General features: G+C 68.4%; 20 protein-coding genes. 8 read left to right on the plus strand and 12 right to left on the minus strand.

All coding sequences use genetic code 11. The features are described from left to right. Nucleotides 1–9: 9 nt before the first annotated feature. On the minus strand, nucleotides 10–693 hold the full coding sequence (locus ACT009_RS07840) for a GcrA family cell cycle regulator (protein WP_445193776.1): 684 nt from the start codon (nucleotides 691–693) through the stop codon (nucleotides 10–12). 59 nt (nucleotides 694–752) lie between these two features. Here ACT009_RS07840 and ACT009_RS07845 point away from each other — a divergent pair, with 59 nt between their 5' ends. After that, complete coding sequence (locus ACT009_RS07845) at nucleotides 753–1,604, plus strand: ABC transporter permease (protein WP_445193777.1); 852 nt, start codon at nucleotides 753–755, stop codon at nucleotides 1,602–1,604. Between the two features lie 10 nt (nucleotides 1,605–1,614). Here ACT009_RS07845 and ACT009_RS07850 read toward each other — a convergent pair whose 3' ends face one another. The 3 genes from ACT009_RS07850 to ACT009_RS07860 are packed head-to-tail and all read right to left on the minus strand — an operon-like array spanning nucleotide 1,615 to nucleotide 4,006. Then, a complete protein-coding gene (locus tag ACT009_RS07850; RefSeq protein WP_445193778.1) occupies nucleotides 1,615–2,409 on the minus strand; it encodes a LysR family transcriptional regulator in 795 nt (264 codons plus the stop codon). Next, nucleotides 2,406–2,804 (minus strand): Co2+/Mg2+ efflux protein ApaG, encoded by a 399-nt coding sequence (gene apaG / locus ACT009_RS07855; RefSeq protein ID WP_445193779.1) that lies wholly within the window; start codon nucleotides 2,802–2,804, stop codon nucleotides 2,406–2,408. The genes ACT009_RS07850 and apaG overlap by 4 nt, the downstream gene beginning before the upstream one ends. After that, complete coding sequence (locus ACT009_RS07860; protein WP_445193780.1) at nucleotides 2,801–4,006, minus strand: trans-sulfuration enzyme family protein; 1,206 nt, start codon at nucleotides 4,004–4,006, stop codon at nucleotides 2,801–2,803. Before ACT009_RS07860 ends, apaG begins: the two co-directional genes overlap by 4 nt. Nucleotides 4,007–4,113: 107 nt before the next feature. Between ACT009_RS07860 and ACT009_RS07865 the strand changes: the two genes are divergently transcribed. Further along, nucleotides 4,114–5,328 (plus strand): glycosyltransferase family 39 protein, encoded by a 1,215-nt coding sequence (locus ACT009_RS07865; RefSeq protein WP_445193781.1) that lies wholly within the window; start codon nucleotides 4,114–4,116, stop codon nucleotides 5,326–5,328. A gap of 262 nt (nucleotides 5,329–5,590) precedes the next feature. Here ACT009_RS07865 and ACT009_RS07870 read toward each other — a convergent pair whose 3' ends face one another. From ACT009_RS07870 to ACT009_RS07905, 8 genes are all read right to left on the minus strand, one after another. Then, nucleotides 5,591–6,688, minus strand: coding sequence for a glycosyltransferase family 2 protein (locus tag ACT009_RS07870; protein WP_445193782.1), 1,098 nt, complete (start codon nucleotides 6,686–6,688; stop codon nucleotides 5,591–5,593). Then, a complete protein-coding gene (leuB, locus tag ACT009_RS07875) occupies nucleotides 6,685–7,728 on the minus strand; it encodes a 3-isopropylmalate dehydrogenase (RefSeq protein WP_445193783.1) in 1,044 nt (347 codons plus the stop codon). The genes ACT009_RS07870 and leuB overlap by 4 nt, the downstream gene beginning before the upstream one ends. Before the next feature lie 28 nt (nucleotides 7,729–7,756). Then, nucleotides 7,757–8,488 carry a DNA repair protein RecO gene (gene recO / locus ACT009_RS07880; protein WP_445193784.1) on the minus strand — a complete coding sequence of 244 codons (732 nt, stop codon included), beginning with the start codon at nucleotides 8,486–8,488 and terminating at the stop codon, nucleotides 7,757–7,759. A gap of 47 nt (nucleotides 8,489–8,535) precedes the next feature. Next, complete coding sequence (locus tag ACT009_RS07885) at nucleotides 8,536–9,489, minus strand: polysaccharide deacetylase (RefSeq protein WP_445193785.1); 954 nt, start codon at nucleotides 9,487–9,489, stop codon at nucleotides 8,536–8,538. Between the two features lie 52 nt (nucleotides 9,490–9,541). Then, a complete protein-coding gene (gene uvrC, locus ACT009_RS07890; RefSeq protein WP_445193786.1) occupies nucleotides 9,542–11,464 on the minus strand; it encodes an excinuclease ABC subunit UvrC in 1,923 nt (640 codons plus the stop codon). A gap of 122 nt (nucleotides 11,465–11,586) precedes the next feature. Further along, a complete protein-coding gene (gene ppdK / locus ACT009_RS07895; RefSeq protein ID WP_445193787.1) occupies nucleotides 11,587–14,250 on the minus strand; it encodes a pyruvate, phosphate dikinase in 2,664 nt (887 codons plus the stop codon). Nucleotides 14,251–14,350: 100 nt separating this feature from the next. Next, on the minus strand, nucleotides 14,351–16,675 hold the full coding sequence (gene glyS / locus ACT009_RS07900) for a glycine--tRNA ligase subunit beta (protein ID WP_445193788.1): 2,325 nt from the start codon (nucleotides 16,673–16,675) through the stop codon (nucleotides 14,351–14,353). A gap of 277 nt (nucleotides 16,676–16,952) precedes the next feature. Continuing rightward, nucleotides 16,953–17,822: a glycine--tRNA ligase subunit alpha gene (locus ACT009_RS07905; protein ID WP_445193789.1), complete on the minus strand. Its 870-nt coding sequence runs from the start codon at nucleotides 17,820–17,822 to the stop codon at nucleotides 16,953–16,955. A 93-nt stretch (nucleotides 17,823–17,915) separates the two neighbouring features. Here ACT009_RS07905 and ACT009_RS07910 point away from each other — a divergent pair, with 93 nt between their 5' ends. The 6 genes from ACT009_RS07910 to ACT009_RS07935 all read left to right on the plus strand — a co-directional run bounded on the left by ACT009_RS07910 (nucleotide 17,916) and on the right by ACT009_RS07935 (nucleotide 22,425). Further along, nucleotides 17,916–18,824 (plus strand): TraB/GumN family protein, encoded by a 909-nt coding sequence (locus tag ACT009_RS07910; protein ID WP_445193790.1) that lies wholly within the window; start codon nucleotides 17,916–17,918, stop codon nucleotides 18,822–18,824. A 258-nt stretch (nucleotides 18,825–19,082) separates the two neighbouring features. Beyond that, entirely contained in the window at nucleotides 19,083–19,757 is a 675-nt protein-coding gene (locus ACT009_RS07915) for a 50S ribosomal protein L25/general stress protein Ctc (protein WP_445193791.1), read from the plus strand. A gap of 398 nt (nucleotides 19,758–20,155) precedes the next feature. Continuing rightward, on the plus strand, nucleotides 20,156–20,725 hold the full coding sequence (gene pth, locus ACT009_RS07920; protein WP_445193792.1) for an aminoacyl-tRNA hydrolase: 570 nt from the start codon (nucleotides 20,156–20,158) through the stop codon (nucleotides 20,723–20,725). Between the two features lie 32 nt (nucleotides 20,726–20,757). After that, a complete protein-coding gene (locus ACT009_RS07925) occupies nucleotides 20,758–21,363 on the plus strand; it encodes a TIGR02466 family protein (protein ID WP_445193793.1) in 606 nt (201 codons plus the stop codon). A gap of 117 nt (nucleotides 21,364–21,480) precedes the next feature. After that, nucleotides 21,481–21,786, plus strand: coding sequence for a glycine zipper 2TM domain-containing protein (locus ACT009_RS07930; protein ID WP_445193794.1), 306 nt, complete (start codon nucleotides 21,481–21,483; stop codon nucleotides 21,784–21,786). Between the two features lie 72 nt (nucleotides 21,787–21,858). Continuing rightward, complete coding sequence (locus ACT009_RS07935) at nucleotides 21,859–22,425, plus strand: glycine zipper 2TM domain-containing protein (protein WP_445194042.1); 567 nt, start codon at nucleotides 21,859–21,861, stop codon at nucleotides 22,423–22,425. Nucleotides 22,426–22,544 lie beyond the last annotated feature (119 nt).

Raw genomic sequence — 22,544 nt, forward strand, 5'->3', positions numbered from 1 at the left:
AGGATTGTCTTAACGTACCCGCGGGCCGCCGAAGGGGAGCGGCGGAGGCGGGCGGCGGTCGCGGCGCGGGAGCTGCGCCTGATACGCGTGGCCGCAATGCGCGACGCAATAGGGGAAGCCGGGGTTCACCTTGTCGCCGCAGAAGTGGAAGTCGGGCTCGCCGGGATGGCCGAGCGGCCATTTGCAGATCCGGTCGTTGAGATCGAGCAAGGTGGTCTTGCCCGCGATCTCGGCGGACGGCTTGGCCGGGACCAGCCGGCGCGGCGGCGCGGGCGTGCTCGGCGGCTGCTGCTCGCCGGGAGCCTGGCGCAGGAAGCCTCCCGGCCCGACCGAGCGCAGGATCGGCTGCGGCGCGGCCGCGGGTGCGGCGACGACGGGTGCGGCGTCATCGTCGTCGTCGGCGGTCTCGACCGGCTCGGCGACCGGCGCGCGGACCGGCGCCGGCGACGGCGCGGCGGCGACCGGAGCGGGCGCGGCGACCGGGGCGGCGGGCGCCGCCGGCGCGGCGGCGGCCTTCGCGTCGGGTTCGTTGGGCTTGACCGGGGACGGGCGCGCCTGGAGGCCCAGGCGATGCGCCTTGCCGATCACCGCGTTGCGGCTGACCCCGCCCAGTGCCTCGGCGATCTGGCTCGCGGTCTGGCCCGCCTCCCACATCGTTCTGAGCGTCTCGATCCGCTCTTCGGTCCAGGACATGGTCGTTTCCTCGTCTAGTCGGTTGCGAGCGGCACCGGCTGCGGTTACCCGCTAGGCCCATGAGCAGCCAGCCACCAATCGGTGAAATTCGGTCGGCGATCCGGAACGCGCCAGGCGCCCCGGTCATCCGGAACGTCAACTGGGGCGGTCTGAAGACCCTCTATGTGAAGGAGGTACGCCGTTTCTTCAAGGTGCAGTTGCAGACGATCTGGGCGCCGGCGATCTCGCAACTGCTGCTGCTGGTGGTTTTCACCACCGCGCTCGGCGCGCGCGGGACGGTGCATGTCGGCGGGCAGGAGGTCGGCTTCGGGGACTTCATCGCGCCCGGCCTGATCGTCATGGGGATGATCAACAACGCCTTCGCCAATGCGAGCTTCTCGCTGCTGGTCGGCAAGATCCAGGGCACGATCGTCGATTACCTAATGCCGCCGCTGTCGACCGCGGAACTGCTCGCGGCGCTGGTCGGCGGGGCGGTGACGCGCGCGTTCTGCGTCGGCGGCGCGGTGTGGCTGGCGATGGCGTTGATGCCGGGCGTCCACGTCACCCCGCACGCACCATTCGCGATCCTGTGGTTCGGGCTGCTCGGCTCGACCTTCCTGGCGCTGCTCGGGGTACTGACGTCGATCTGGGCGGAGAAGTTCGATCACGCCGCCGCGGTCACCAACTTCGTCGTCGCGCCGCTCGCGCTGCTGTCCGGCACCTTCTACTCGGTCGACCGGCTGGCGCCGACGTTCCGCGCGATTAGCCACGCCAACCCGGTGTTCTATATCATTTCGGGGTTCCGCTACGGGTTCCTCGGACTGAGCGATTCGCCGGTGATGATCGGCAGCTTCGCGGTGCTCGCGCTCGACGTCGTGCTGGCGGTGCTGTGCTACCAGTTGCTCAAGCGCGGCTGGAAGCTGAAGAACTAGGGCGTCATCCCTAGCGTCCCAGCATCTCCACCAGCGCGCGTACCTTCTGCTGCCGCCACTGCGGCAAGGGAGCGACCAGCCAATAGCCGAGCTGCGACGGCACCGCATCGCCGATCTGGACGATCCGTCCGGTCTCCAGGTCGTGTGCGGCGAGCAGGTGCGGCACCGTCGCGCGGCCGAGGCCCGACGCTGCCGCGTCGATCGCCAGCCCCGCGTCGGCGACCCGCACCAACGCCGTGCCGCCTTCGGCTGCGGGAGCACCGGGCCATGCGATCGCCGCCTCGCCCGATGCGTTCGCAGCAGCGACGGTGACCATGCCGTCGCTTTCCAGCGCCTCGCCCTGATGCTCGCCCGGGCCCTCGCCCCAGCGGATCGCGAGGTCGAGATTGGCTTCGGTAAAGTCGACCAGCTCGTCCGCCGCGATCAGCACGAATCGCAGGTCCGGGTCCGCCGCGGCGATCGCCGCCAGCCGCGGCATCAGCCATTTTTCGGTCAGATCACGCGGCGCGGCGATGGTCAGCGACTTGGACGACTGCCCGGCCTGCATCGCCCGCACCGCTTCCTCGAACTGCAGGAACCCGCCGCGCAGCGCGCCGAGGCCGGCCTCCGCCTCCGGGGTCAGTTCCAGCCCGCGGGTGGTGCGCCGGAACAGCACCACGCCCAGCGTGTCCTCCAGCGCGCGGATCTGCTGCCCCACCGCGGCCGGGGTCACCGCCAGCTCGTCGGCGGCGCGGGTGAACGACAGGTGCCGCGCGGCGGCGTCGAACACGCGCATCCCGTTCAGCGGCAGGTGAGTCCGCTTCAACTCGTCACCGCGGGCGCGATCAACGCGAAGGGCGGGATCCTGATCTCGAGCAGCGCACCGTCCTCGCCGATCATCCGGTAGCTGCCCTGCATCGACCCCGACGGCGTCGCCAGCGGGCAGCCCGACACATAGTCGAAGCTCGCGCCCGGTGCGATCACCGGCTGTTCGCCGACCACGCCCTCGCCCTCCACCGAATGCCGCGCGCCGCGGCCGTCGGTGATCACCCAATGCCGGGTAAGCAGCTGGACGATGCTGTCGCGTTCGTTCTCGATGCGGATGTGATAGGCCCAGAACCACCGACCGCGGCGTGGTTCGGACTGGTCGGAGAGGTAGCTCACCGACACCCGCACGGTGACCCCGTCGGTCGTCTCCGCGTGCGGGAAGAACTCCTTCACAAGCCCGCCGCCGTCAGCGCCTGGTCGAGGTCGTCGATCAGGTCGCGGGGATCCTCGAGCCCGACGTTGAGCCGCAACAGCCCCTCGGTTACGCCCATCTCGATCCGCTTTTCCTCGGCGACGCCGTAATGCGTGGTCGATGCCGGGTGCGTTATCAGCGAGCGCGAATCGCCGATGTTGTTCGAGATGTCGACCAGCGCCAGCGCGTCGAGCAGCGCGTGGGCCTGCTCGCGGCCCTCGACCTCCAGCGCGAAGATCGGGCCGCACGCGTCCATCTGGCTCATCGCGAGTTCGTGCTGCGGGTGGCTCGGCAGGCCGGGATGGAGGATCCGCGGCACTCGAGCCTCCAGGAAGCGGCCGACCGTCACCGCGCTCTCCGACTGGCGGCGGATGCGCAGGTCGAGCGTCTCGAGCCCCTTCAGCACCACCCAGGCGTTGAACGGCGACAGGTTCGGGCCGGTGTTGCGGGTGAAGGGCAGCAGCGTGTTGAGGATAAAATCCTCGCTACCGCACACCGCGCCCGCCAGCACGCGCCCCTGCCCGTCCATCATCTTGGTCGCACTATAGGCGGTGATGTCCGCGCCGAACTCCATCGGGCGTTGCAGCGCGGGGGTGGCGAAGGCGTTGTCGACCACGGTCTTGATCCCGCGTTCGCGCGCGATGTCGCACACCGCGCGGAGATCGACGATGTCCATCGTCGGGTTGGCGGGGGTTTCGAAAAAGAAGAGCTTGGTCTCGGCGCGCGCGGCGTCGAGAAACGCCTGTGGATCGCGGGCGTCGACGATCGTGGTCTGGATGCCGAACTTCGGCAGCAGCGTGTCGGTCAGCCAGCGGCACGACCCGAACGCCGCGCGCCCCGCGACGACATGATCCCCGGTCTGCAACTGGCAGAGCAGCGCCGCAGTCATCGCGGCCATGCCGGTCGCCATCGTCCGGCACGCTTCCGCACCCTCCAGCAGGGCGATGCGGTGTTCGAGCATCTCGACGGTGGGGTTCTGGAGGCGGGAATAGGTCATTCCCTCCTGCTCGCCCGCGAACCGCGCGGCGGCGTCGGCCGCCTTGTCGTAGCTGTAGCCGGAGGTCAGGAACAACGCCTCCGACGTCTCGCCATATTCGGACCGCGCGGTGCCGCCGCGGATCGCGAGCGTCGCGGGGCGCCAATTGGCGGTGATCGAACGGTCCTGGCCAGCCTTGCGCTTCATCTGCGCGGCTTTGCCCCCTTAGCCGCGGGCTTTCAAGCGCGGTGCTCCCTTGAAAGCCCGGGTCGAAGCAGGGACAAGGGCGCGTGCTTACCGTCCTTAAACGTCCCTTGGCCGCGGCGATCGCGATCGGCACCGCCGCGCAGCTGCTGTTCGCGTGGCGGCTGACGACCCCGCACAAGCTGGTGTTCGACGAGGTGCATTACGTCCCTGCGGCGCGGACGCTCGCCAGCCTCGCGGCCCCGGTCAACATCGAACATCCGCTGCTCGGCAAGACGATCATCGCGCTCGGCATCCTCCTGTTCGGGGACGGGCCGCTCGGCTGGCGCTTCTTCTCCAGCGTCGCGGCGACCGGAGCCGTCGTGGGAGTCTTCGCGATCCTGTGGGTGACCTTCGGGCGGCTGCGGCCGGCGGTGATCGGCAGCCTGCTCGCGATCCTCAACTTCACGGTCCTGATCCAGGCGCGGATCGCGATGCTCGACGGCTTCATGGCCGCGTTCGTCGTGGCGGCGGTGGCGACGCTGGGCTGGTCGATGCGCGGCGTCGGCCCGCAGGTGTGGCGGCGCTGGCTGGGGGGGAGCGTGCTGCTGGGGCTCGCGGTCGGCACCAAATGGACCGCCGCGCCCTATGTCGCCTTCGCCGCCTGCGGCTATCTGCTGCTGCGCCGGCGCCGGCCCGATCGCTGGCCGGGGCTGCACCCCATCGCGGCGCCGGCGATCCTCGGCGTCGCGAGCATCGCCACCTATTTCGCGACCTTCGCCCCCGCCTTCTTCTACCGGACCGACCCGATCACGCTGGCGACGCTGATCCCGTACCAGCTCGACATGTACCACCAGCAGATCCAGGTACTGCCGCCGCACACCTACCAGTCCGCCTGGTACAGCTGGCCGCTCGACCTGCGCCCGATCTGGTATCTCTACGAACCCGTCGACGGGGCGCAGCGCGGGATCCTGATGATCGGCAACCCGGTGGTGATGTGGGGCGGCCTCGTCGCGGTGCTCGCCTGCCTGTGGGGCTGGGCGCGGCATCGCAGCACGTCGCTGGGGGTGGTCGCCTGGCTGTGGATCGCGAGCGTCGCGATGTGGGCGATCATTCCCAAGTCGCTCGGCTTCTTTTATTATTACTATCTGTCGAGCATCTGGCTGACGGTCGCGATCGCCGCCGCGGTCTACCGTTTCGGGCGCGGGCGACTACGCTATCTGGACGAAGCCGCAGTGACCCTGGCGGCGATGCTGTTCGTCCATTTCTATCCGATCCTGACCGCCGTCGCGCTGCCGGGGCCGGGGTCGTTCCAGCGCTGGATGTGGTTTTCGACCTGGCCGTGATGAGTTGGCGTGGGAGCGCTGACTTTTCAAATCCGTTCGTGTCGGGTAGCCGTCGAGTGGCGGCGTCTCGAGACACAGGTTGGCGCGCGTCACCCGTACCTCGATACGAGCTCTCGATACGCCCTGCGGGCTACTCGATCTCTACTCGGCACGAACGGGTGGGAAAGGATCTTCTGCTAAAGCGCTTGGCAACCGGACCGTCACGAGCGCGCGATCTTCGCGCCTTCGCGCCTCCGCGCGAACCACACCTCTATAAAGCGCCTCAGTACCGCCCCCAGGTGAACTTCGACGACAGCGCATAATTCCACACCGCGCCGACGAGGATCCCGATCAGCGCCGATACCGCGATCCCACCATCCTGCGCATCGTGGACAAACGCCGCGATACCAACATTCGCCACCAGCCCGACCGCGCAGACAGCGCAGAACGACACCCAGCCGTCGAGCAGCTGGCGCCAGCCCTTCAACCGGCGATCGCGGTACGTCAGCGCGTTGTTGAGGAAGAAATTGACTGTCATCGCCGCCACCGCGCCGCAGATCTGTGCGACGATGAAGGTCGCGCCGCCGAGGATCGCGAGCGCCAGTACGCCCATGTGGATCGGCACCCCCAGCAGCCCGATCGCGGAGAACATCGCGAACCGCACCGGCACGAAACGCCCGAACATCCGGTCGTACAGCGCGATCAGATATTCCATCGCGACGACGTGATCGAGCTTGCTCTCGCCCTCGGTCCTCACCCGGAAAGTGTAGGGCAGCTCGGCGAAGGCGAGGGGGTCCGGGCTCGCGGTCATCAGGTCGAGCAGGATCTTGAAGCCGATCGCGGACAGCTCGGGCGCGAGCCGCCGGGCGACGTCGCTACGGATCATGAAGAACCCGCTCATCGGGTCGCTGAGGTCTCCCTTCAGCACGTGCCGCGACAGGCGCGTGGCGAAGGCGGACTTGGCAACCCGGTCGCGGTCCCACTCGCCGGTGCCGCCGCCCGACACGAATCGCGATCCGACCACCAGGTCGAGCGCCGCGTCGCCTTGCAGCAGGTCGAGCATCCGGGGCAGCAGCGTCTCGTCGTGCTGGAGATCGCCGTCGATGACCGCCACCGCGGGCGCCGCAGTCGCCAGCATCCCTTCGATACAGGCGGACGAGAGGCCGCGCCGCCCGATCCGCTGGATCACCCGAACCCGCGCATCCGCGCGCCCGATCTCGCGCGCGGCTTCGGCCGTGCCGTCGGGGCTGTCGTCGTCGACGAAGATCGCTTCCCAGTTGCGCCCCGTCAGCGCCTCGTCGAGCCGCGCGACGAGAAGCGGGACGTTCGCCCTCTCGTTGAACGTCGGAATGACGATCGCGAGCTCGAGCGGGCCGGTCACAGCTTGGCGAGTACCGCGTCGCCCATCGCGCGGGTCGACATCGCGCCGCCGAGATCGCCGGTGCGCGCGCCCCCCGCGATCGCCGCGGCGACCGCGCCGTCGATGCGATCGGCGGCGTCGTTCAGGTGCAGCGAATGGCGCAGCATCATCGCCGCGGAGAGGATCGCCGCGCAGGGATTGGCCCTGCCCTGCCCGGCGATGTCTGGCGCGGAGCCGTGGATCGGCTCGTACATGCCCTTCGATCCGGTATCGAGCGAGGCCGACGGCAGCATCCCGATCGACCCCGCGCACATCGACGCCTGGTCCGACAGGATGTCGCCGAACAGATTGCCGGTGACGATCACGTCGAACTGGCCGGGATTCCGCACCAGCTGCATCGCGGCGTTGTCGACATACATGTGCGACAGCGCCACACCCGGGTATTCTGCCGAGATCTCGATCACGACGTCGCGCCACAGTTGCGAGGTCTCGAGCACATTGGCCTTGTCGACCGAGCACAATCGCGAGCGGCGGCGACGGGCGGTCTCGAACCCGACGCGCGCGATCCGCGCCACCTCGGCCTCGTCGTAGCGCATCAGGTCGTAGCCCTCGCGCAGGCCGTCGGCACCGGTGCGGCGGCCCTTGTCGCCGAAATACACGTCGCCGGTGAGTTCGCGGACGATCACCAGGTCGATCGCACCCGCCACTTCAGGCCGCAGCGCCGACGCATCCTCCAGCCCCGCGAACAGCATCGCCGGACGCAGGTTCGCGAACAGCCCGAGTTCCTTGCGCAGGCCGAGGATCGCCTGTTCGGGGCGCAGCGCGCGTTCGAGCCCGTCGCAGCTCGGATCGCCGACCGCGCCGAACAAGACCGCGTCGGCACGGCGCGCGAGATCGAGTGTTGCGGCGGGTAAAGGGTGTCCGGTGGCGCGATAGGCGACGCCGCCGACCAGCCCTTCCTCGAAGTGGAGATCGAGGTCGAGCGCATCGAGCACGCGGCGTGCCTCGGCGGTCACCTCGGGTCCGATGCCGTCGCCGGCGAGGATCGCGATCAGGGCCATGGCCACGCCCTTGCCGTCCCATGCGGCGTCACGCAACCGCCCTTTTCAGCCGGTCGATCAGCCGCGCCCGCGCCGCGAGCGGCTCGGCCCGGCGGTCGATGAGGATGTCGCGCGCCAGGAAGTGCCCGGTCAGTGCCACGCCCGCGAGGATATCGGGCCAGTCCGCCTCGCCGCCGACCCGCACGAACGGCGGCAGCGCAAGCAGCCGTTCCTCATAGCCCTGCGCTGCGCCGCGGCTGACCGCGCTGCCGCTTTTGGGGCTGACGAAGGCGAGATCGTCGGTGGCGCCGGTCGCGACGCACCGATCGAGATCGAGCCCGAAGCCGAGTTCGGCGAGCAGCAGCAGTTCGTACCGCACCAGCGCTACCGCCCAGCCGCGCGCCGCCGGCGCCGCCTCGATCGCGTCGAGCACGCCGCCGAGCGCGTCGAAGATCCGCGGATAGGCTTGCGCCTCCGGCAGCGACACCGCGGTCAGCGCCGCCACCCATTCGATCGCGGCGGCGGCGAGCGGCTCGCGGTGCAGCGCGGCGCGGCTGTGGACCAATTCAACGGTCAGCGCCGCCAGTTGTTCGCCGGTGCGGGCGCGCCAATCGCCGAGCACGAGGTTGGCGGGCTGCAGGATCGGCCGCATCGCCCGCGACCGGCCGCCGCGCACATAGCCGGGCTGCACCCCGTCGTTCCGCGTGAAGGCGCGCACCACCGACCCATGCTCGCCATGCGCGCGGGCGGCGAGGATCACGGCTTGGGCGCGCAGGTGCATCGGTCGGCTCTACGCGCGGGGCGAGCCTTCGGGCAATCGCGGTGCAGCTACGCGACGCGCTCCGCTACCCAGTTCGACCATAGCTGTTCGGCCTGGCGCCAGCGGGTGCGGAGCATGTCGGGGCCGAGGGGGGCGTCGTCGGCATCGAGGCGTAGGCGGGGACGATCCTTGAAATGCACGGTCGGCAGTTCATCGCGGCGGTCGTCGAGCAGGTCGCACAGCGCCTCGAAGCGGCGGACATGGACCATGTTTGCGCGCGTCCCCGCGCGGTTGGCGAGTTCGAAGCCGTGGCTGACGATCGTCACAGCGGCGTGCCCGGCGGCGGCGGCATGGTCCAGCGCGTCGCTCGCCTCGCCCGACGACAGCGCGCAAAGCTGGAAGGTGCGGAGCGATCCCGGGCTGTCCTCGATCACCGTCACCGGCACCTCGATCACCGCGCCCGCGACGGGGGAAATGCAGCGCCGCGCCAGCGACAGCCGGCTGGTCAGCGACGCCTGCGCGCCGTTGTGGCTGCTGTCGTAGACGAAGCCGTTGGTCGCCAGCGCGCGGAGCGTGTCGTCGTCGGCACCGTAGTTGCCGGCGCGGAACGCGATCGGCGGTGGCGCGCCGGCGGCGACCAGCAGGTCGGTCGCCCCTGCGATCAGCGCGCATTGTTCGTCGAAATCATATTCGTGGAGCTGGAAACGCCCATAGCGCTCCCCCGCGTCGTCGGCGCGGGCGATCGCCCAATTGGGGTGGAGATGTAGCTGCACCTCCTGCCCCGCCTCCAGCACGGTATCGACGATCCGCCGGATCGGATCGAGCCCGAACGGCACCGCGGGCATCGGATCGACGAAGAAACAGGCCTTCAGATCGCGCCGGCGCAGCGTTTCGAGCTGAAAGCCGAGCCCGACCCCCGCGGGCTCGATCGATCGCCGGTACAGCTCGTCCGGGTCGCAGCCGGCGGCATGATGTCGCCAGGCGAACTCGATGTCGGCGGTAAGGAAGACGGGCGTCACCATCGTCAGCGCACCTAGCGCGCAGGGGTAAACAACTCGGCAAAAGCCCGCACGATTATCGTGCGTGGTAGAAGTCGTAGACCTGCTGTGCGACCGCCGACGACACGCCGGGCGCCTGCTGCAGGTCCTGCAGGCTCGCGTTGCGCACCGCGCGCCCGGTGCCGAAATGCATCAGCAGCGCCTTCTTGCGCGCCGGGCCGATGCCCGGCACCTCGTCGAGCGGGCTGGCGCCGATCGCCTTGGCGCGCTTGTCGCGGTGCGCGCCGATCGCGAAGCGGTGGACCTCGTCGCGCAGCCGCTGGAGGTAGAACAGCACCGGCGCGTTTACCGGCAACTGGAACTCGCGGCCGTCGAGCATGTGGAACACCTCGCGCCCGTCGCGGCCATGGTGCGGCCCCTTGGCGATCCCGACCAGGCACACGTCCTCGATGCCGAGATCCTCGAGCACCGCCTTCGCCGCGTTGAGCTGCCCGCGGCCGCCGTCGATCAGCACCAGATCGGGCCATTCGCCGCCGTCGCGGTCGGGATCCTCGGCCTGCGCCCGCGCGAAGCGGCGCGCGAACACCTCGCGCATCATCCCGAAATCGTCGCCCGGCGCGGTGTCCTTGTTCTTGATGTTGAACTTGCGATACTGGCCCTTGCGGAACCCCTCGGGCCCCGCGACGATCATCGCGCCCAGCGCGTTGGTGCCCTGGATATGGCTGTTGTCGTAGACCTCGATACGGTCAGGCGGTTCGGGCAGGTCGAACAGCTCGGCGACCTCGCGCAGCAGCCGCGCCTGGGTCGTGCTCTCCGCCAGCCGGCGCTCCAGCGCCTCGACCGCGTTGCGCTGCGCCTGTTCCATCAGCCGGCGCCGGTCGCCGCGCTGCGGCACCGACAGCGCGACCTTGTACCCCGCGCGCTCCGCCAGCGCGTCGCCGAGCAGCGCGCCTTCGTCGAGTTCGCGGTCGAGCAGGATCGTCCTGGGCGGGGGCACCTCCTCGTAGAATTGGGTGAGGAAGCTCATTAGCACCTCGTCTTCGGGCACGTCGTTGGTATGCGCCGGGAAGAAGCTGCGATGACCCCAATTCTGGCCGCCGCGGATGAAGAAGGCCTGGATCCCCATCGTTCCGTCGCGGCAGGCCAGCGCGAAGACGTCGGCGTCGCCGACTCCTTCGGCGTTGATCGCCTGGGTGCCCTGAATGAAGGTCAGCGCGCGCAGCCGATCGCGCAGCAACGCGGCGAGTTCGAAGTCCATCGCCTCCGCTGCTGCCTGCATCTGCGCACCCAGCTTCGCCTGCACGCCGGTCGATTTACCCGCGAGGAACTGCTTGGCGTCGCTCACCAGCTCGGCATAGCCCGCGGGTTCGATCCGGCCGACGCACGGCGCCGAGCAGCGCTTGATCTGGTAGAGCAGGCACGGCCGGTCGCGGGTCTTGAAGAAGCCGTCGGTGCAGGATCGCAGCAGGAACAGCTTCTGCAGCGCGTTCAGCGTGTTGTTGACCGATCCGGCGCTGGCGAACGGGCCGTAATAATCCCCTTTCGACCGGCGCGCACCGCGATGCTTCTGGATGCGCGGGAAATCGTGATCGGCGCGCAGCAGGATGAAGGGGAAGCTTTTGTCGTCGCGCAACAGCACGTTGTAGGCGGGACGGTAGCGCTTGATCAGCTGCGCCTCGAGCAGCAGCGCCTCCGCCTCGTTGTTGGTCGTGACGATCGTCATCGACCGGGTCTGCGCGACCATCCGCTGGAGCCGCTTCGACAGCCGGTCGACCTGGACGTAGTTCGCCACTCGGTTCTTCAGCGCCCGCGCCTTGCCGACGTAGAGCACGTCGCCCTTGGCATCGAGCATCCGGTAGACGCCGGACCGGATCGGCAGCGTCTTCAACACGTTGCGGATCGCGGCCACCCCCGCCGCGAGATCCGGCGCATCGGTGCCGCGAACCGTGAAGGTGTTCTTTTCCTCGTTGAAGCGGTCTGGCGCGTTGGGGGTCGACATCGGGTGGAATCTAGGGACTCGGAAGGCGTGGCGCTAGTTCGACTGACCTTGCTTGTGCTCCCGCGCAGGCGGGAGCCCAGTACTGGGTCCCCGCCTGCGCGGGGACACGATTGGCGACGGCCCTATCGCTTCGCCAGCGCCGCCTGCGCCGCCGCCAGCCGCGCGATCGGGACGCGGTAGGGGGATGCCGAGACGTAATCGAGGCCGACCTTCTCGCAGAAGGCGATGCTCGCCGGGTCGCCGCCATGTTCGCCGCAGATGCCGAGCTTGATGTCGGGCCGGGTCCGGCGGCCGCGTTCCGCCGCCAGCTCGATCAGCTCGCCGACGCCCTCGACGTCGATGCTGACGAACGGGTCCTTCGCGTAGATCCCCTTCTCGACATAGACGCCCAAGAAGCGCGCGGCGTCGTCGCGGCTGACGCCGAGCGTGGTCTGGGTCAGGTCGTTGGTGCCAAACGAGAAGAACTCGCCGGTCTCCGCGATCTCGCCCGCCTTCAGCGCGGCGCGGGGCAGCTCGATCATCGTGCCGACCAGATAGTCGATGGTGGTGCCGCGTTCGGCGAAGACGAGCTGCGCGGCCTGATCGACCACCGCCTTCATCAGGTCGAGCTCGCGCTTGGTGCCCACCAGCGGGATCATCACCTCGGGGATCGGCGCGGCGCCCGATTTCTCCGCGACGTCGATCGCGGCCTCGAAGATCGCGCGCGCCTGCATCTCGTAGATCTCGGGATAGGTCACGCCGAGACGGCAGCCGCGATGGCCGAGCATCGGGTTGAATTCGTGCAGCTCGGCGGCACGGCGCTTGAGCAGGTCGATATCGACATCCGCGGCGGCGGCCACCTCGGCGAACTCGTTCTCCTCGTGCGGCAGGAATTCGTGGAGCGGCGGATCGAGCAGCCGCACCGTCACCGGCAGTCCCGCCATCACTTCGAAGATCGCGGTGAAGTCGCTGCGCTGCGCGGGGAGCAGCTTGTCGAGCGCGACGCGCCGGCCCTTCTCGTCCGACGCCAGGATCATCTGGCGCACCGCGGTGATCCGTGCGGCGTCGAAGAACATATGCTCGGTCCGGCACAGCCCCACCCCTTCCGCGCCGAAATCGCGCGCGGTCTGGCAGTCGAGCGGAGTCTCCGCGTTCGCCCGCACCTTCAGCCGGCGGACGCCGTCGGCCCATTCCATCAGCGTCTGGAAATCGCCCGACAGCTCGGGTTGGACGGTCTCGACCGCGCCCAGCATCACCTCGCCGGTGGTGCCGTCGAGGGTAAGGATCTCGCCTTCCTTCACGATCCGCTCTCCGACGCGCATCACCCGCGCTTTCACGTCGATCGAGAGCATCCCCGCGCCCGACACGCACGGCCGGCCCATGCCGCGCGCCACCACCGCGGCGTGACTGGTCATGCCGCCGCGCGCGGTGAGGATGCCCTTCGCCGCGTGCATGCCGTGGATGTCCTCGGGACTGGTCTCGGTCCGCACCAGGATCACCGCGTCGCCCGCCGCCGCGCGCTTTTCCGCGGTGTCGGCGTCGAACACCACCGCGCCCGAGGCCGCGCCCGGCGAGGCGGGAAGCCCCTTGGCGATCACGTCGCGGCGGGCGTTCGGATCGAGCGTCGGGTGGAGCAATTGGTCGAGTGCCATCGGATCGACCCGCGCGATCGCCTCGTCGCGGGTGATCAGCCCTTCGGACGCCATATCAACCGCGATCTTCAGCGCCGCCTTCGCGGTGCGCTTGCCCGACCGGGTCTGCAGCATCCACAGCTTAGTCTTTTCGACCGTGAATTCGATGTCCTGCATGTCGCGGTAGTGCGTTTCGAGCCGGTCGAATACCGCTGCCAGTTCGGCATAGACCGCCGGCATCGCCTCTTCCATCGACGCCGGCTTGGCGTTCGCCTCCTCGCGCGCCGCCTTCGTCAGATATTGCGGGGTGCGGATGCCGGCGACGACGTCCTCGCCCTGCGCGTTGATCAGAAATTCGCCATAATAACTGCGGTCGCCCTTCGCCGGATCGCGGGTGAAGGCGACCCCGGTGGCGCTGGTGTCACCCATGTTGCCGAACACCATCGCCTGGACGTTGACCGCGGTTCCCCAGTCGGCGGGGATGTCGTTGAGGCGGCGATAGACCTTCGCGCGCTCCGACTGCCACGATCCGAACACCGCGCCGACCGCACCCCAGAGCTGGTCGTGCACGTCCTGCGGGAACGGCTTGTTCCACTGCTTCTCGACCAGCGCCTTGTACTCGTCGACCAGCGCCTTCAGGTCGTCGGCCGACAATTCGGTATCGAGGTAGAAGCCGCGATCCTCCTTGGCGATCTCCAGCGTTTCCTCGAACGCGCCGTGATCGAGTTCCAGCACGACGTCGGCGTACATCTGAATGAAGCGGCGATAGCTGTCCCAGGCGAAGCGCGGATCGCCGCTGGCCGCGGCGAGCCCCTCGACCGTGGCGTCGTTCAGTCCGAGGTTGAGGACGGTGTCCATCATCCCCGGCATCGACACCCGGGCGCCCGAGCGAACCGACACCAGCAACGGATCGGCGGGGTCGCCGAAGCGCTTGCCGGTGATTCCCTCGATATGCGCGATGCCGTTCGCCACCTCGTCGCGCAGGCTCTGCGGGAACCGCTCGCCCTCGTCGTAATAGGTCGCGCACATCGCGGTCGAGATGGTGAAGCCGGGCGGCACCGGCAGGCCGATCGACGCCATCTCCGCAAGGTTCGCGCCCTTGCCGCCGAGCAAGTTCTTGTCGCCCTTGCCCCCGTCCGAAACGCCGCCGCCGAAACGGTACACGTACTGGGTCATCGCTGGTCCTTCGCTACGGTTCAATGCCTGTCCCGGGGAGGAAGGAAGCATGTCGTCGGGGTCGAATGTTGAATAAGTTGAAGGTGGGTCGCGGCGGTCGCTACCCTTCGATCCTGGAGAAATCGGCGACGGCGTGGACCGCGGTACGGACGCGGGCGAGCAGTCGGAGGCGGGCGGCACGCTTGGCTTGGTCGGCGTCGTTGACGGTCACGGTTTCGAAGAAGGCGTCGATCGGCGCGCGGAGCGATGCGAGCGCGGCCATCGCGCGCTCGAAATTCTCCGCCTCGATCGCGGCGGCGGCGGCGGGTTCGGCCGAGTCGAGCGCGGTGATGAGCGCAGCTTCGGCGTTTTCTGGCGTGTAGGACAGGGGTTTGTCCGGTGTTCCGTGCTCCTGCGCAGGCAGGAGCCCAGGGTTGGCGCTCGCTACCTGGCCGTGGGCTCCTGCGTTCGCAGGAGCACTGGCGGTGGTGTAGCCTTCCTTCTTCAGGATGTTGGCGGCGCGCTTGTAGCCGGCGAGGAGGTTGGTGCCGTCGGGGGTGGTCACGAACGCCTGCAACGCGCGGACGCGGGCGAGCAGGCGGACGAGGTCGTCCTCCCCGCCTAGCGCGAACACCGCGTCGATGAGGTCGTGCCGGACGCCAGCTTCGCGTTGTTGGACTTTGAGGCGGTCGGCGAAGAAGTAGCGAAGATGCTCTAGCCCGCCCGCCGCTTGCAGATACTCACGCCCGGATAGCCTGATCCAGTTGTCGTACAGCGCTGTCAGCTCCCAGCGAAGTTGCTGCTGCATTTGGATTGCGAGAATGGCGAGGGCCGCACGGCGCAGCGCAAAAGGATCCTTTGAGCCTGTCGGCCGCTCGTCCTCAGCGAAGAAGCCAAAAAGCGTATCCAGCTTGTCCGCCAGCGACACCGCCACCGTTACCGGCGCGGTCGGGACGTCGTCACCTTGCCCGACCGGCTTGTAGTGGTCGCGGATCGCGTCGGCAACTTCCTGGGGCTCGCCCTGGGCGGCGGCGTAATAGCCGCCCATCAGGCCCTGTAGCTCGGGGAACTCGCCGACCATGCCGGTGACGAGGTCGGCCTTGCACAAGCGCGCGGCGCGTTCGGCGAGGTCGGCTAATTCCTCCCCGGTACGGGGAGGGGGACCGCCAGCCGCAGGCTGGGGGTGGAGGGGGGGCTCCACGGGCGTTGCCGCTTGTGGCGCGCCCCCTCCACCAGCTGCGCTGGTCCCCAGTTCGGGGTCGATCGTGCTCCCAGCACGATCTTGGATTGCCGGGGGCAATCCAACCCCGAACTCCGTGCCAAGGAGGATTATACCCTGTTCGACCAACCATCTCGCCAGCTTCGCGACGCGCTCGACCTTGTCGGCGAGCGTGCCCAGCTTTTCGTGGAAGACGATCTTGTCGAGCTTCTTCGCCTGCTCCTCGAGCGGCACCTTCAGGTCGGTGTCGTAGAAGAACCGCGCGTCGGAGAGGCGGGCGGCGAGGACCTTGCGGTTGCCCTCGACGATCTTGGCGCCGCCGTCGCTGGCGTCGATGTTGGCGGTGCAGACGAAGGCGTTGGCGAGCTTCCCCGCGGCGTCGCGGCAGACGAAATATTTCTGGTTCACCCGCGCGGTGAGCTGGATCACCTCGGGCGGCACGTCGAGAAACGCCGCGTCGAAGCGGCCGAGCAAAGGCACCGGCCATTCGGTGAGCCCGGCATTCTCTCCGACCAGCCCTTCGTCCTCGACCAGCACCAGTCCCGCCTCGGCGGCGAGCGCGGCGGCGCGGGTGCGGATCAGGGCGCGCCGTTCGTCCTGGTCGAGCACGACATGCGCGGCGCGGAGCTGATCGGCATAGTCCGCGGGGGACAGGATCTCGATCGTGCCCGCGCCGTGGAAGCGGTGGCCGACGGTGCTGCGGCCGCTGACGATGCCCGCGATCGCGCAGGGCACGACGTCGCTGCCGAGCAGCGCGACGATGCCGTGGAGCGGGCGGACCCAGCGCAGCGATTCGGTCGAGGCGGAGGCGTCGCCCCAGCGCATCGACTTCGGCCAGGGGAAGGCGCGGACGATCGCGGGGATCGCCTCGGCGAGAACCGCATCGGTGGCGCGGCCGGGTTTGTCGATCACCGCGTAATAGACGCCGTCGCGCTCGACGAGCGCGTCGCGGGCCAGGCCGGTCTTGCGGAGGAAGCCGTCGAGCGCCTGGGGCGGCGCGGCGGTGCGCGGGCCCTTCAGCTCCTCGCTGACCGCCGCGGTCTCGGCGGGCAGGTCGCGCGCGATCAGCGCCAGGCGGCGGGGGGTGGCATAGGTGTCGATCGCTGCGGCGGCGAGGCCGGCTTTGGCGAGCTCGGCGGCGAACAGGCGGGCGAGATCGTCGCGCGCCTTGTCCTGCATCCGCGCGGGGATTTCCTCCGAGCGGAGTTCCAGGAGGAAATCGGTCATGATCCGGCGCTGTCGGTAGAAGGGATCGATTCACGCGGAGGCGCGGAGGCGCGGAGGAGAAGAAGGTTTTGCGCGCAGAGACGCAGAGAGCGCAGAGGGGTTATGGGGAAACCGGTCGCTTCAGCGGCCAGCGATCCGATCTCGGCACGGTGTTCATGAAGGCGCTGCGCGCTGCCCCGGACGCCTCTGCGTCCTCCGCGGCTCTGCGCGCACAACACCTTCTTCTCCTCCGCGCCTCCGCGCCTCCGCAGGAACCCAACTTTTGCCTGCAGCGCCATCAAGCCGCCCATCCGTTCTTGTCCATCCACGCCTGGCAGCTGCCCTTCGCGAGATCGCGGACGCGGCCCATATAGGCCTGGCGTTCGGCGACCGAGATCACCCCGCGCGCCTGGAGCAAGTTGAAGACGTGGCTGGCCTTGATCGCCTGCTCGTAGGCCGGGATCGGCAGCTTTGCCGCCAGGCTGTTCTCGCATTCGGCGACGTGCTTGCGGAACTGGTCGAACAGGCTGTCGGTGTCGGCGACCTCGAAGTTCCACGCCGACATCTGCTTTTCGTTTTCCAGGAACACGTCGCCATAGGTCACGCCGGCGTCGTTGAAGGCGAGATCGTAGACGCTGTCCTTGTCCTGGATGTACATCGCCAGGCGTTCGAGCCCGTAGGTCAGTTCGCCCGCGACGGGCTTGCAGTCGAAGCCGCCCATCTGCTGGAAATAGGTGAACTGCGTCACCTCCATGCCGTCGCACCACACTTCCCAGCCGAGCCCCCAGGCGCCGAGCGTCGGCGATTCCCAGTCGTCCTCGACGAAGCGGATGTCGTGGCGGATCATGTCGATGCCGATCGCCGACAGGCTGCCGAGATACAGCTCCTGCAGGTCGGGGGGGCTGGGCTTCAGGATCACCTGATATTGGTAATAATGCTGGAGCCGGTTCGGGTTTTCCCCATAGCGGCCGTCGGTGGGGCGGCGGCAAGGCTGGACGAACGCCGCGTTCCACGGGTTCGGGCCGAGCGCGCGCAGCGTCGTCGCGGTGTGGAAGGTCCCCGCGCCCATTTCCATGTCGTAGGGCTGGAGGATCAGGCAGCCATGGTCGCTCCAGTAATCGTGGAGCGTGAGGATCATGCGCTGGAAGGAGAGCGGCTGGCTGGACACGCCCGAGCGCTTAGGCGGAAGCGGCGCGATCTAGCAAGTGGTGCGGTGCGGCATTACGTGGACGCCAGTAGAAATCAGAGGATGCCGCGCTTGATGATCCGTTCCTTCCGTCGAGCGCTGTCGGCCGCCGTCCTCGCGCTCGCGCTGCCCGCCTGCGCACAGACCCCCGCCAAAGCGCCGCGCGCGGCCAACGATGCGGATCCCGCCTTGTGGGTGGTGAAGGACAAGGACACGACGATCTACCTGTTCGGGACGATCCACGTGCTGAAGCCCGGCATGACCTGGTTCGACGAAGGCGTCCGCGCGGCGTTCGACCGATCGGGTGAGGTGGTGCTGGAACTGGTGATGCCCGATCCGACGACGATGTCCGGGCTGGTGATGGCGAACGGCGTCGCCGCGCCCGGCACGCCGCCGCTGTCGCAGCAGCTGCCCGCGGACAAGCGTGCCGCCTATACCCAGGCGGTGAAGGACCTCGGCCTGCCCGCCGACGCGCTCGACCGGTACAAGCCGTGGCTGGCCGCGACCCAGCTGTCGATCGCGCCGCTCTCCAAGCTCGGCTACGACAGCAGCAACGGCCCCGAGGAGGTGATCACCGCGGCGGCGAAGGCCGCGGGCAAGCCGGTGATCGGGCTGGAGACCGCGGCGCAGCAGCTGGGCTATTTCGGCAGCCTGTCGGCGCCCGCGCAGATGCAGTTCCTGACCAGCACGATCGACGAGCTGCCCAAGCTGCAGACGACGATGGCGACGACGGTGAACGACTGGGCGGACGGCAAGCCGGAGGCGCTGGCCGACGAGATGAACGACAGCCTGAAGGATTCGCCCGAGGTCGCCAAGGTGCTGCTGGTCGACCGCAACAAGCGCTGGGCGGCGTGGATCCGTCAGCGGATGACCCGGCCGGGCACCGTCTTCGTCGCGATCGGTGCCGGGCATCTCGCGGGCAAGGACAGCGTGCTGGCGCAATTGCGCGCCGCCGGCGTGAAGTCGCAGCGGGTCGCCTATTAAGGAATAATTGGGGGCGTACCGCGTTCGGGGTCGGCGAATTGTCGCGATCTGCAGATATCCATTTGGGCTCCCGCGAAAGCGGGAGCCCAGTACTGGGTCCCCGCCTTCGCGGGGACACACGGGCCAACTGTCGGATGGGAACGAGGAGGGCTGTAGTTGCTTTTTGCGGCCTGCCCGGCTATGCGCGCCCGCTTCCGGCCATGGTCATCCCTGGAGGCGTGGCGGGAAGCATAACATCTATCGTTTCGGAGAATTGCAATGAGCGACCAACTGACGCTCGCAGCCGAGACGCGTGACCGGGTTGGCAAGGGAGCCTCCCGGGCGCTGCGTCGTGATGGCCGCGTCCCCGCCGTGATCTACGGCCAGAACAAGGAACCGACCTCGGTTCACCTCGAAGAAAAGGCGCTGAACAAGGCGCTGGCCACCGGCCACTTCATGAACACCGTGGTGATGGTCAACGGCGAGCGCACGCTGCCGAAGGACGTCGCCTTCCACCCGGTCACCGACCGTCCCGTCCATGTCGATTTCCTGCGCATCTCGGCGCACGCGACCGTCACCGTCCAGGTGCCGGTGGTGTTCACCGACGAGGACGCATCGCCCGGCATCAGCAAGGGCAACGGCGTGCTCAACATCGTTCGCCACGACCTCGAGCTGGTGTGCGACGCGAGCGAGATCCCGACCGAGATCACGATCTCGCTGAAGGGCCGCGAGATCGGCGATTCGATCCACATCTCCGACGTCGCGCTGCCGAACGGCGTGCAGCCGTCGGTCGAGGACCGCGACTTCACGATCGCCACGATCGTGCCGCCGACGGTGCCGACCGCTGCTGACGAGGCCGCGGATGCCGAGGTCGCCGAGACGGCGGCTGCGGAGTCGGCCGAGGCTGCGGAAGCGACCGAGGGTGACGAAGCGGGCGAGACCCCCGAGGCGTAAGCGCGGTCTTATCGTACCCTCTGGTCGATGCTTACCCAACCCGTTCGCCTCGAGTAGCCGTCGAGCTCGTCGAGACGGCGTATCGAGAGGCCCCCTCTTGGGGCACTGTCTCTCGATACGGGCTCTCGACTTCGCTCGATCCCTACTTGAGACGAACGGGGGTGGGGTGAGCCTCAAGGGTGAACGGTTCACGCGAAGGCGCGATGGCGCGAAGGATTGGTTCGCGCGGAGACGCGGAGGCGCGGAGAGAAGAAGGCGAGTTGAAGGCTGCGCCGCAGGCTGTCTACTTCATCTTCCTCCGCGTCTCCGCGTCTCCGCGTGAACCCCCTTCTCCTTGCGCCTTCGCGCCTTCGCGTGAACACCCACGAAACGCCCCCATCAACAACCAAGGAACGACCGTGCAGATCTGGGCGGGGCTCGGCAATCCGGGGGCGCAATATGCGATGCACCGGCACAATGTCGGGTTCATGGCGGTCGATTCGATCGCCGAGGTCCATGGCTTCGGTGCAGTGCGCAAGCAGTTCCAGGGGTGGGTGCAGGAAGGGCGGATCGGCGCGGAGAAGATCCTGCTGCTGAAGCCCGCGACCTTCATGAACGACAGCGGCCGATCGATCGGCGAGGCGCTGCGGTTCTACAAGCTCGAGATCGAGGCGCTCACCGTGTTCCACGACGAGCTCGATCTGGCGCCGTTCAAGATCAAGGTGAAGACCGGCGGCGGCACCGCGGGGCATAACGGCCTGCGATCCACCGACCAGCATCTCGGCCCCGATTTCCGCCGGGTCCGGATCGGCATCGGCCATCCCGGGCACAAGGACCGCGTGACCGGCCATGTGCTCGGCAACTATGCCAAGAGCGAGATCGATCCGCTCACCGACGTGCTCGGCGCGATCGCCGCGGAGGCGCGCTGGCTCGCCGAGCGCGACGACGTGCGCTTCATGAACGAGGTCGCGCTGCGCCTGCAGGGTTGAAGCCGCCCCGTCGCCGTGCTTCGTGCGCGGCCATGCCGATCCGCCATCTCTTCGCGACACCCTTCTACCAGGACAGCCTTGCCGACGACGCGTTCGTCGCGGAGCTCGACCATTCGTGCCGTGCGCTGGCCGAGGACGACGTCGCCGGGCGGCGCTGGTCGAAGGCGAAGGGATATCGCGGCTATACCAGCTACGCCTCGCTCGCCGATCTGCCGCAGCGCGACCCGGCGTTCGCTGACCTGGTCCGCCGGCTCAACCGCCATGTCGCGGCGTTCGCGGATGCCTGCGCGTTCGATCTCGGCGGGCGCAAGCTGAAGATCGACAGCCTGTGGGTCAACGTCCTCAAGCCCGGCGGCACCCATTCGGGGCATATCCATCCGCACAGCGTCGTGTCGGGTACGGTCTACGTCACCGTACCGCCGGGATCGGGCGCGCTGAAACTCGAGGATCCGCGGCTGCCGATGATGATGGCGGCGCCGCCGCGCCGCGCCGACGCGGACGAGAGCCATGCGGCGTTCGTCTATGCCGAGCCGCAGCCGGGCAGCGTTTTCCTGTGGGAAAGCTGGCTGCGGCACGAGGTCGTCGCCAACGCCGCGCGCGCCGAACGGGTGAGCATCAGCTTCAACTATCGCTGGTGACCGCGCCGCGGATCCCCGCCTGTCCCGGGATGAACACGATGTTGTTTTCAGTTCATGCAACTGGCGTGGCTTGATCGACGTTAGCGCATCACTGGATTTCATAACGGGAGTGTTCTGATGCGTAAATTGTTCCTCGCCCTGGGTTGCACCGCGATGGTCGTACCCACCCTGGTCCTGCCGGCGTCGCAGGCCGACGCGCGCAAGCGCTACCAGTACAAGGAGTGGCGCGACGATCGTGGTCGGCTGCGGTGCCGCAAGCCCGACGGTACCACCGGTGCGGTGATCGGTGCGGTCGGCGGCGCGCTGCTCGGCCGGACGATCGACACGCGCGGCGACCGTACCGTGGGTACGCTCGGCGGCGCGCTGGCGGGTGGTCTCGCCGGCCGTGCGATCGAGCGCGGCGGCAACAAGAGCTGCCGCTGATCGCCTGAGCTTCTTGGGGCGCCGCGACCATAGCGTCGCGGCGCCCCATCTCATGAACGACAGGAGAGTATGATGCGTATAGCCATGTTGAGCGCGGCGCTCGCCGCGACCGCGTTCGCCGCGATCCCCGCCACTGCGCAGGACAATCCGCGCCAAACCCAGCGCGAGTACCGCGAAGACGTTCGCGACGCGCGCCAGGATTACCGCAAGGACCTGCGCAATGCGGACAGCCGCAAGGACGTGCGCAACGCCCGCCGCGAATATCGCGACGACGTCCGCGACGCGCGCAAGGATCGCCGAGAGGACATGCGTGATTGGCGGCAGTCGCGCAATTACGACTATAACCGCCTGCCCCGCGGCCAGCGCGCCTATTATGCGGACCAATATTACCGGGACGGCCGCTATTATCAGGAGCGTCGTCTCGGCCGCAACGACCGCATCTATCGCGGGCAGAACGGGCGCTATTATTGCCGCCGCAACGACGGCACCACCGGCCTGATCGTCGGCGGCCTCGCCGGCGGTGCGCTCGGCAACGTGATCGCGGGCGGCGGTTCGCGCCTGCTCGGCACGCTGATCGGCGCCGGTGGCGGTGCGTTGCTCGGCCAGTCGGTCGACCGTGGAAACGTGCGCTGCCGTTGATCTAATGCAGTTGTAGCTGGCTGCCGTGCTCCTGCGTAGGCAGGAGCCCAGGGTTACTGGCGTTCACGCTCGTGGCCCTGGGTTCCTGCGTTCGCAGGAACACCGTGCGGGTAGCGCAG

The sequence above is a fragment of the Sphingomonas sp. Tas61C01 genome (assembly GCF_052567495.1).

Coding starts and splice junctions, on each gene's coding strand:
- ACT009_RS07935 (WP_445194042.1), top strand. CDS start 21,859: ATGCGTATAGCCATGTTGAGCGCGGCGCTCGCCGCGACCGCGTTCGCC.
- ACT009_RS07910 (WP_445193790.1), top strand. CDS start 17,916: ATGATCCGTTCCTTCCGTCGAGCGCTGTCGGCCGCCGTCCTCGCGCTC.
- ACT009_RS07930 (WP_445193794.1), top strand. CDS start 21,481: ATGCGTAAATTGTTCCTCGCCCTGGGTTGCACCGCGATGGTCGTACCC.
- ACT009_RS07840 (WP_445193776.1), bottom strand. CDS start 693: ATGTCCTGGACCGAAGAGCGGATCGAGACGCTCAGAACGATGTGGGAG.
- glyS (WP_445193788.1), bottom strand. CDS start 16,675: ATGACCGATTTCCTCCTGGAACTCCGCTCGGAGGAAATCCCCGCGCGG.
- ACT009_RS07915 (WP_445193791.1), top strand. CDS start 19,083: ATGAGCGACCAACTGACGCTCGCAGCCGAGACGCGTGACCGGGTTGGC.
- leuB (WP_445193783.1), bottom strand. CDS start 7,728: ATGGCCCTGATCGCGATCCTCGCCGGCGACGGCATCGGACCCGAGGTG.
- ACT009_RS07860 (WP_445193780.1), bottom strand. CDS start 4,006: ATGAAGCGCAAGGCTGGCCAGGACCGTTCGATCACCGCCAATTGGCGC.
- uvrC (WP_445193786.1), bottom strand. CDS start 11,464: ATGTCGACCCCCAACGCGCCAGACCGCTTCAACGAGGAAAAGAACACC.
- ACT009_RS07845 (WP_445193777.1), top strand. CDS start 753: ATGAGCAGCCAGCCACCAATCGGTGAAATTCGGTCGGCGATCCGGAAC.
- recO (WP_445193784.1), bottom strand. CDS start 8,488: ATGCACCTGCGCGCCCAAGCCGTGATCCTCGCCGCCCGCGCGCATGGC.
- ppdK (WP_445193787.1), bottom strand. CDS start 14,250: ATGACCCAGTACGTGTACCGTTTCGGCGGCGGCGTTTCGGACGGGGGC.
- ACT009_RS07925 (WP_445193793.1), top strand. CDS start 20,758: ATGCCGATCCGCCATCTCTTCGCGACACCCTTCTACCAGGACAGCCTT.
- ACT009_RS07885 (WP_445193785.1), bottom strand. CDS start 9,489: ATGGTGACGCCCGTCTTCCTTACCGCCGACATCGAGTTCGCCTGGCGA.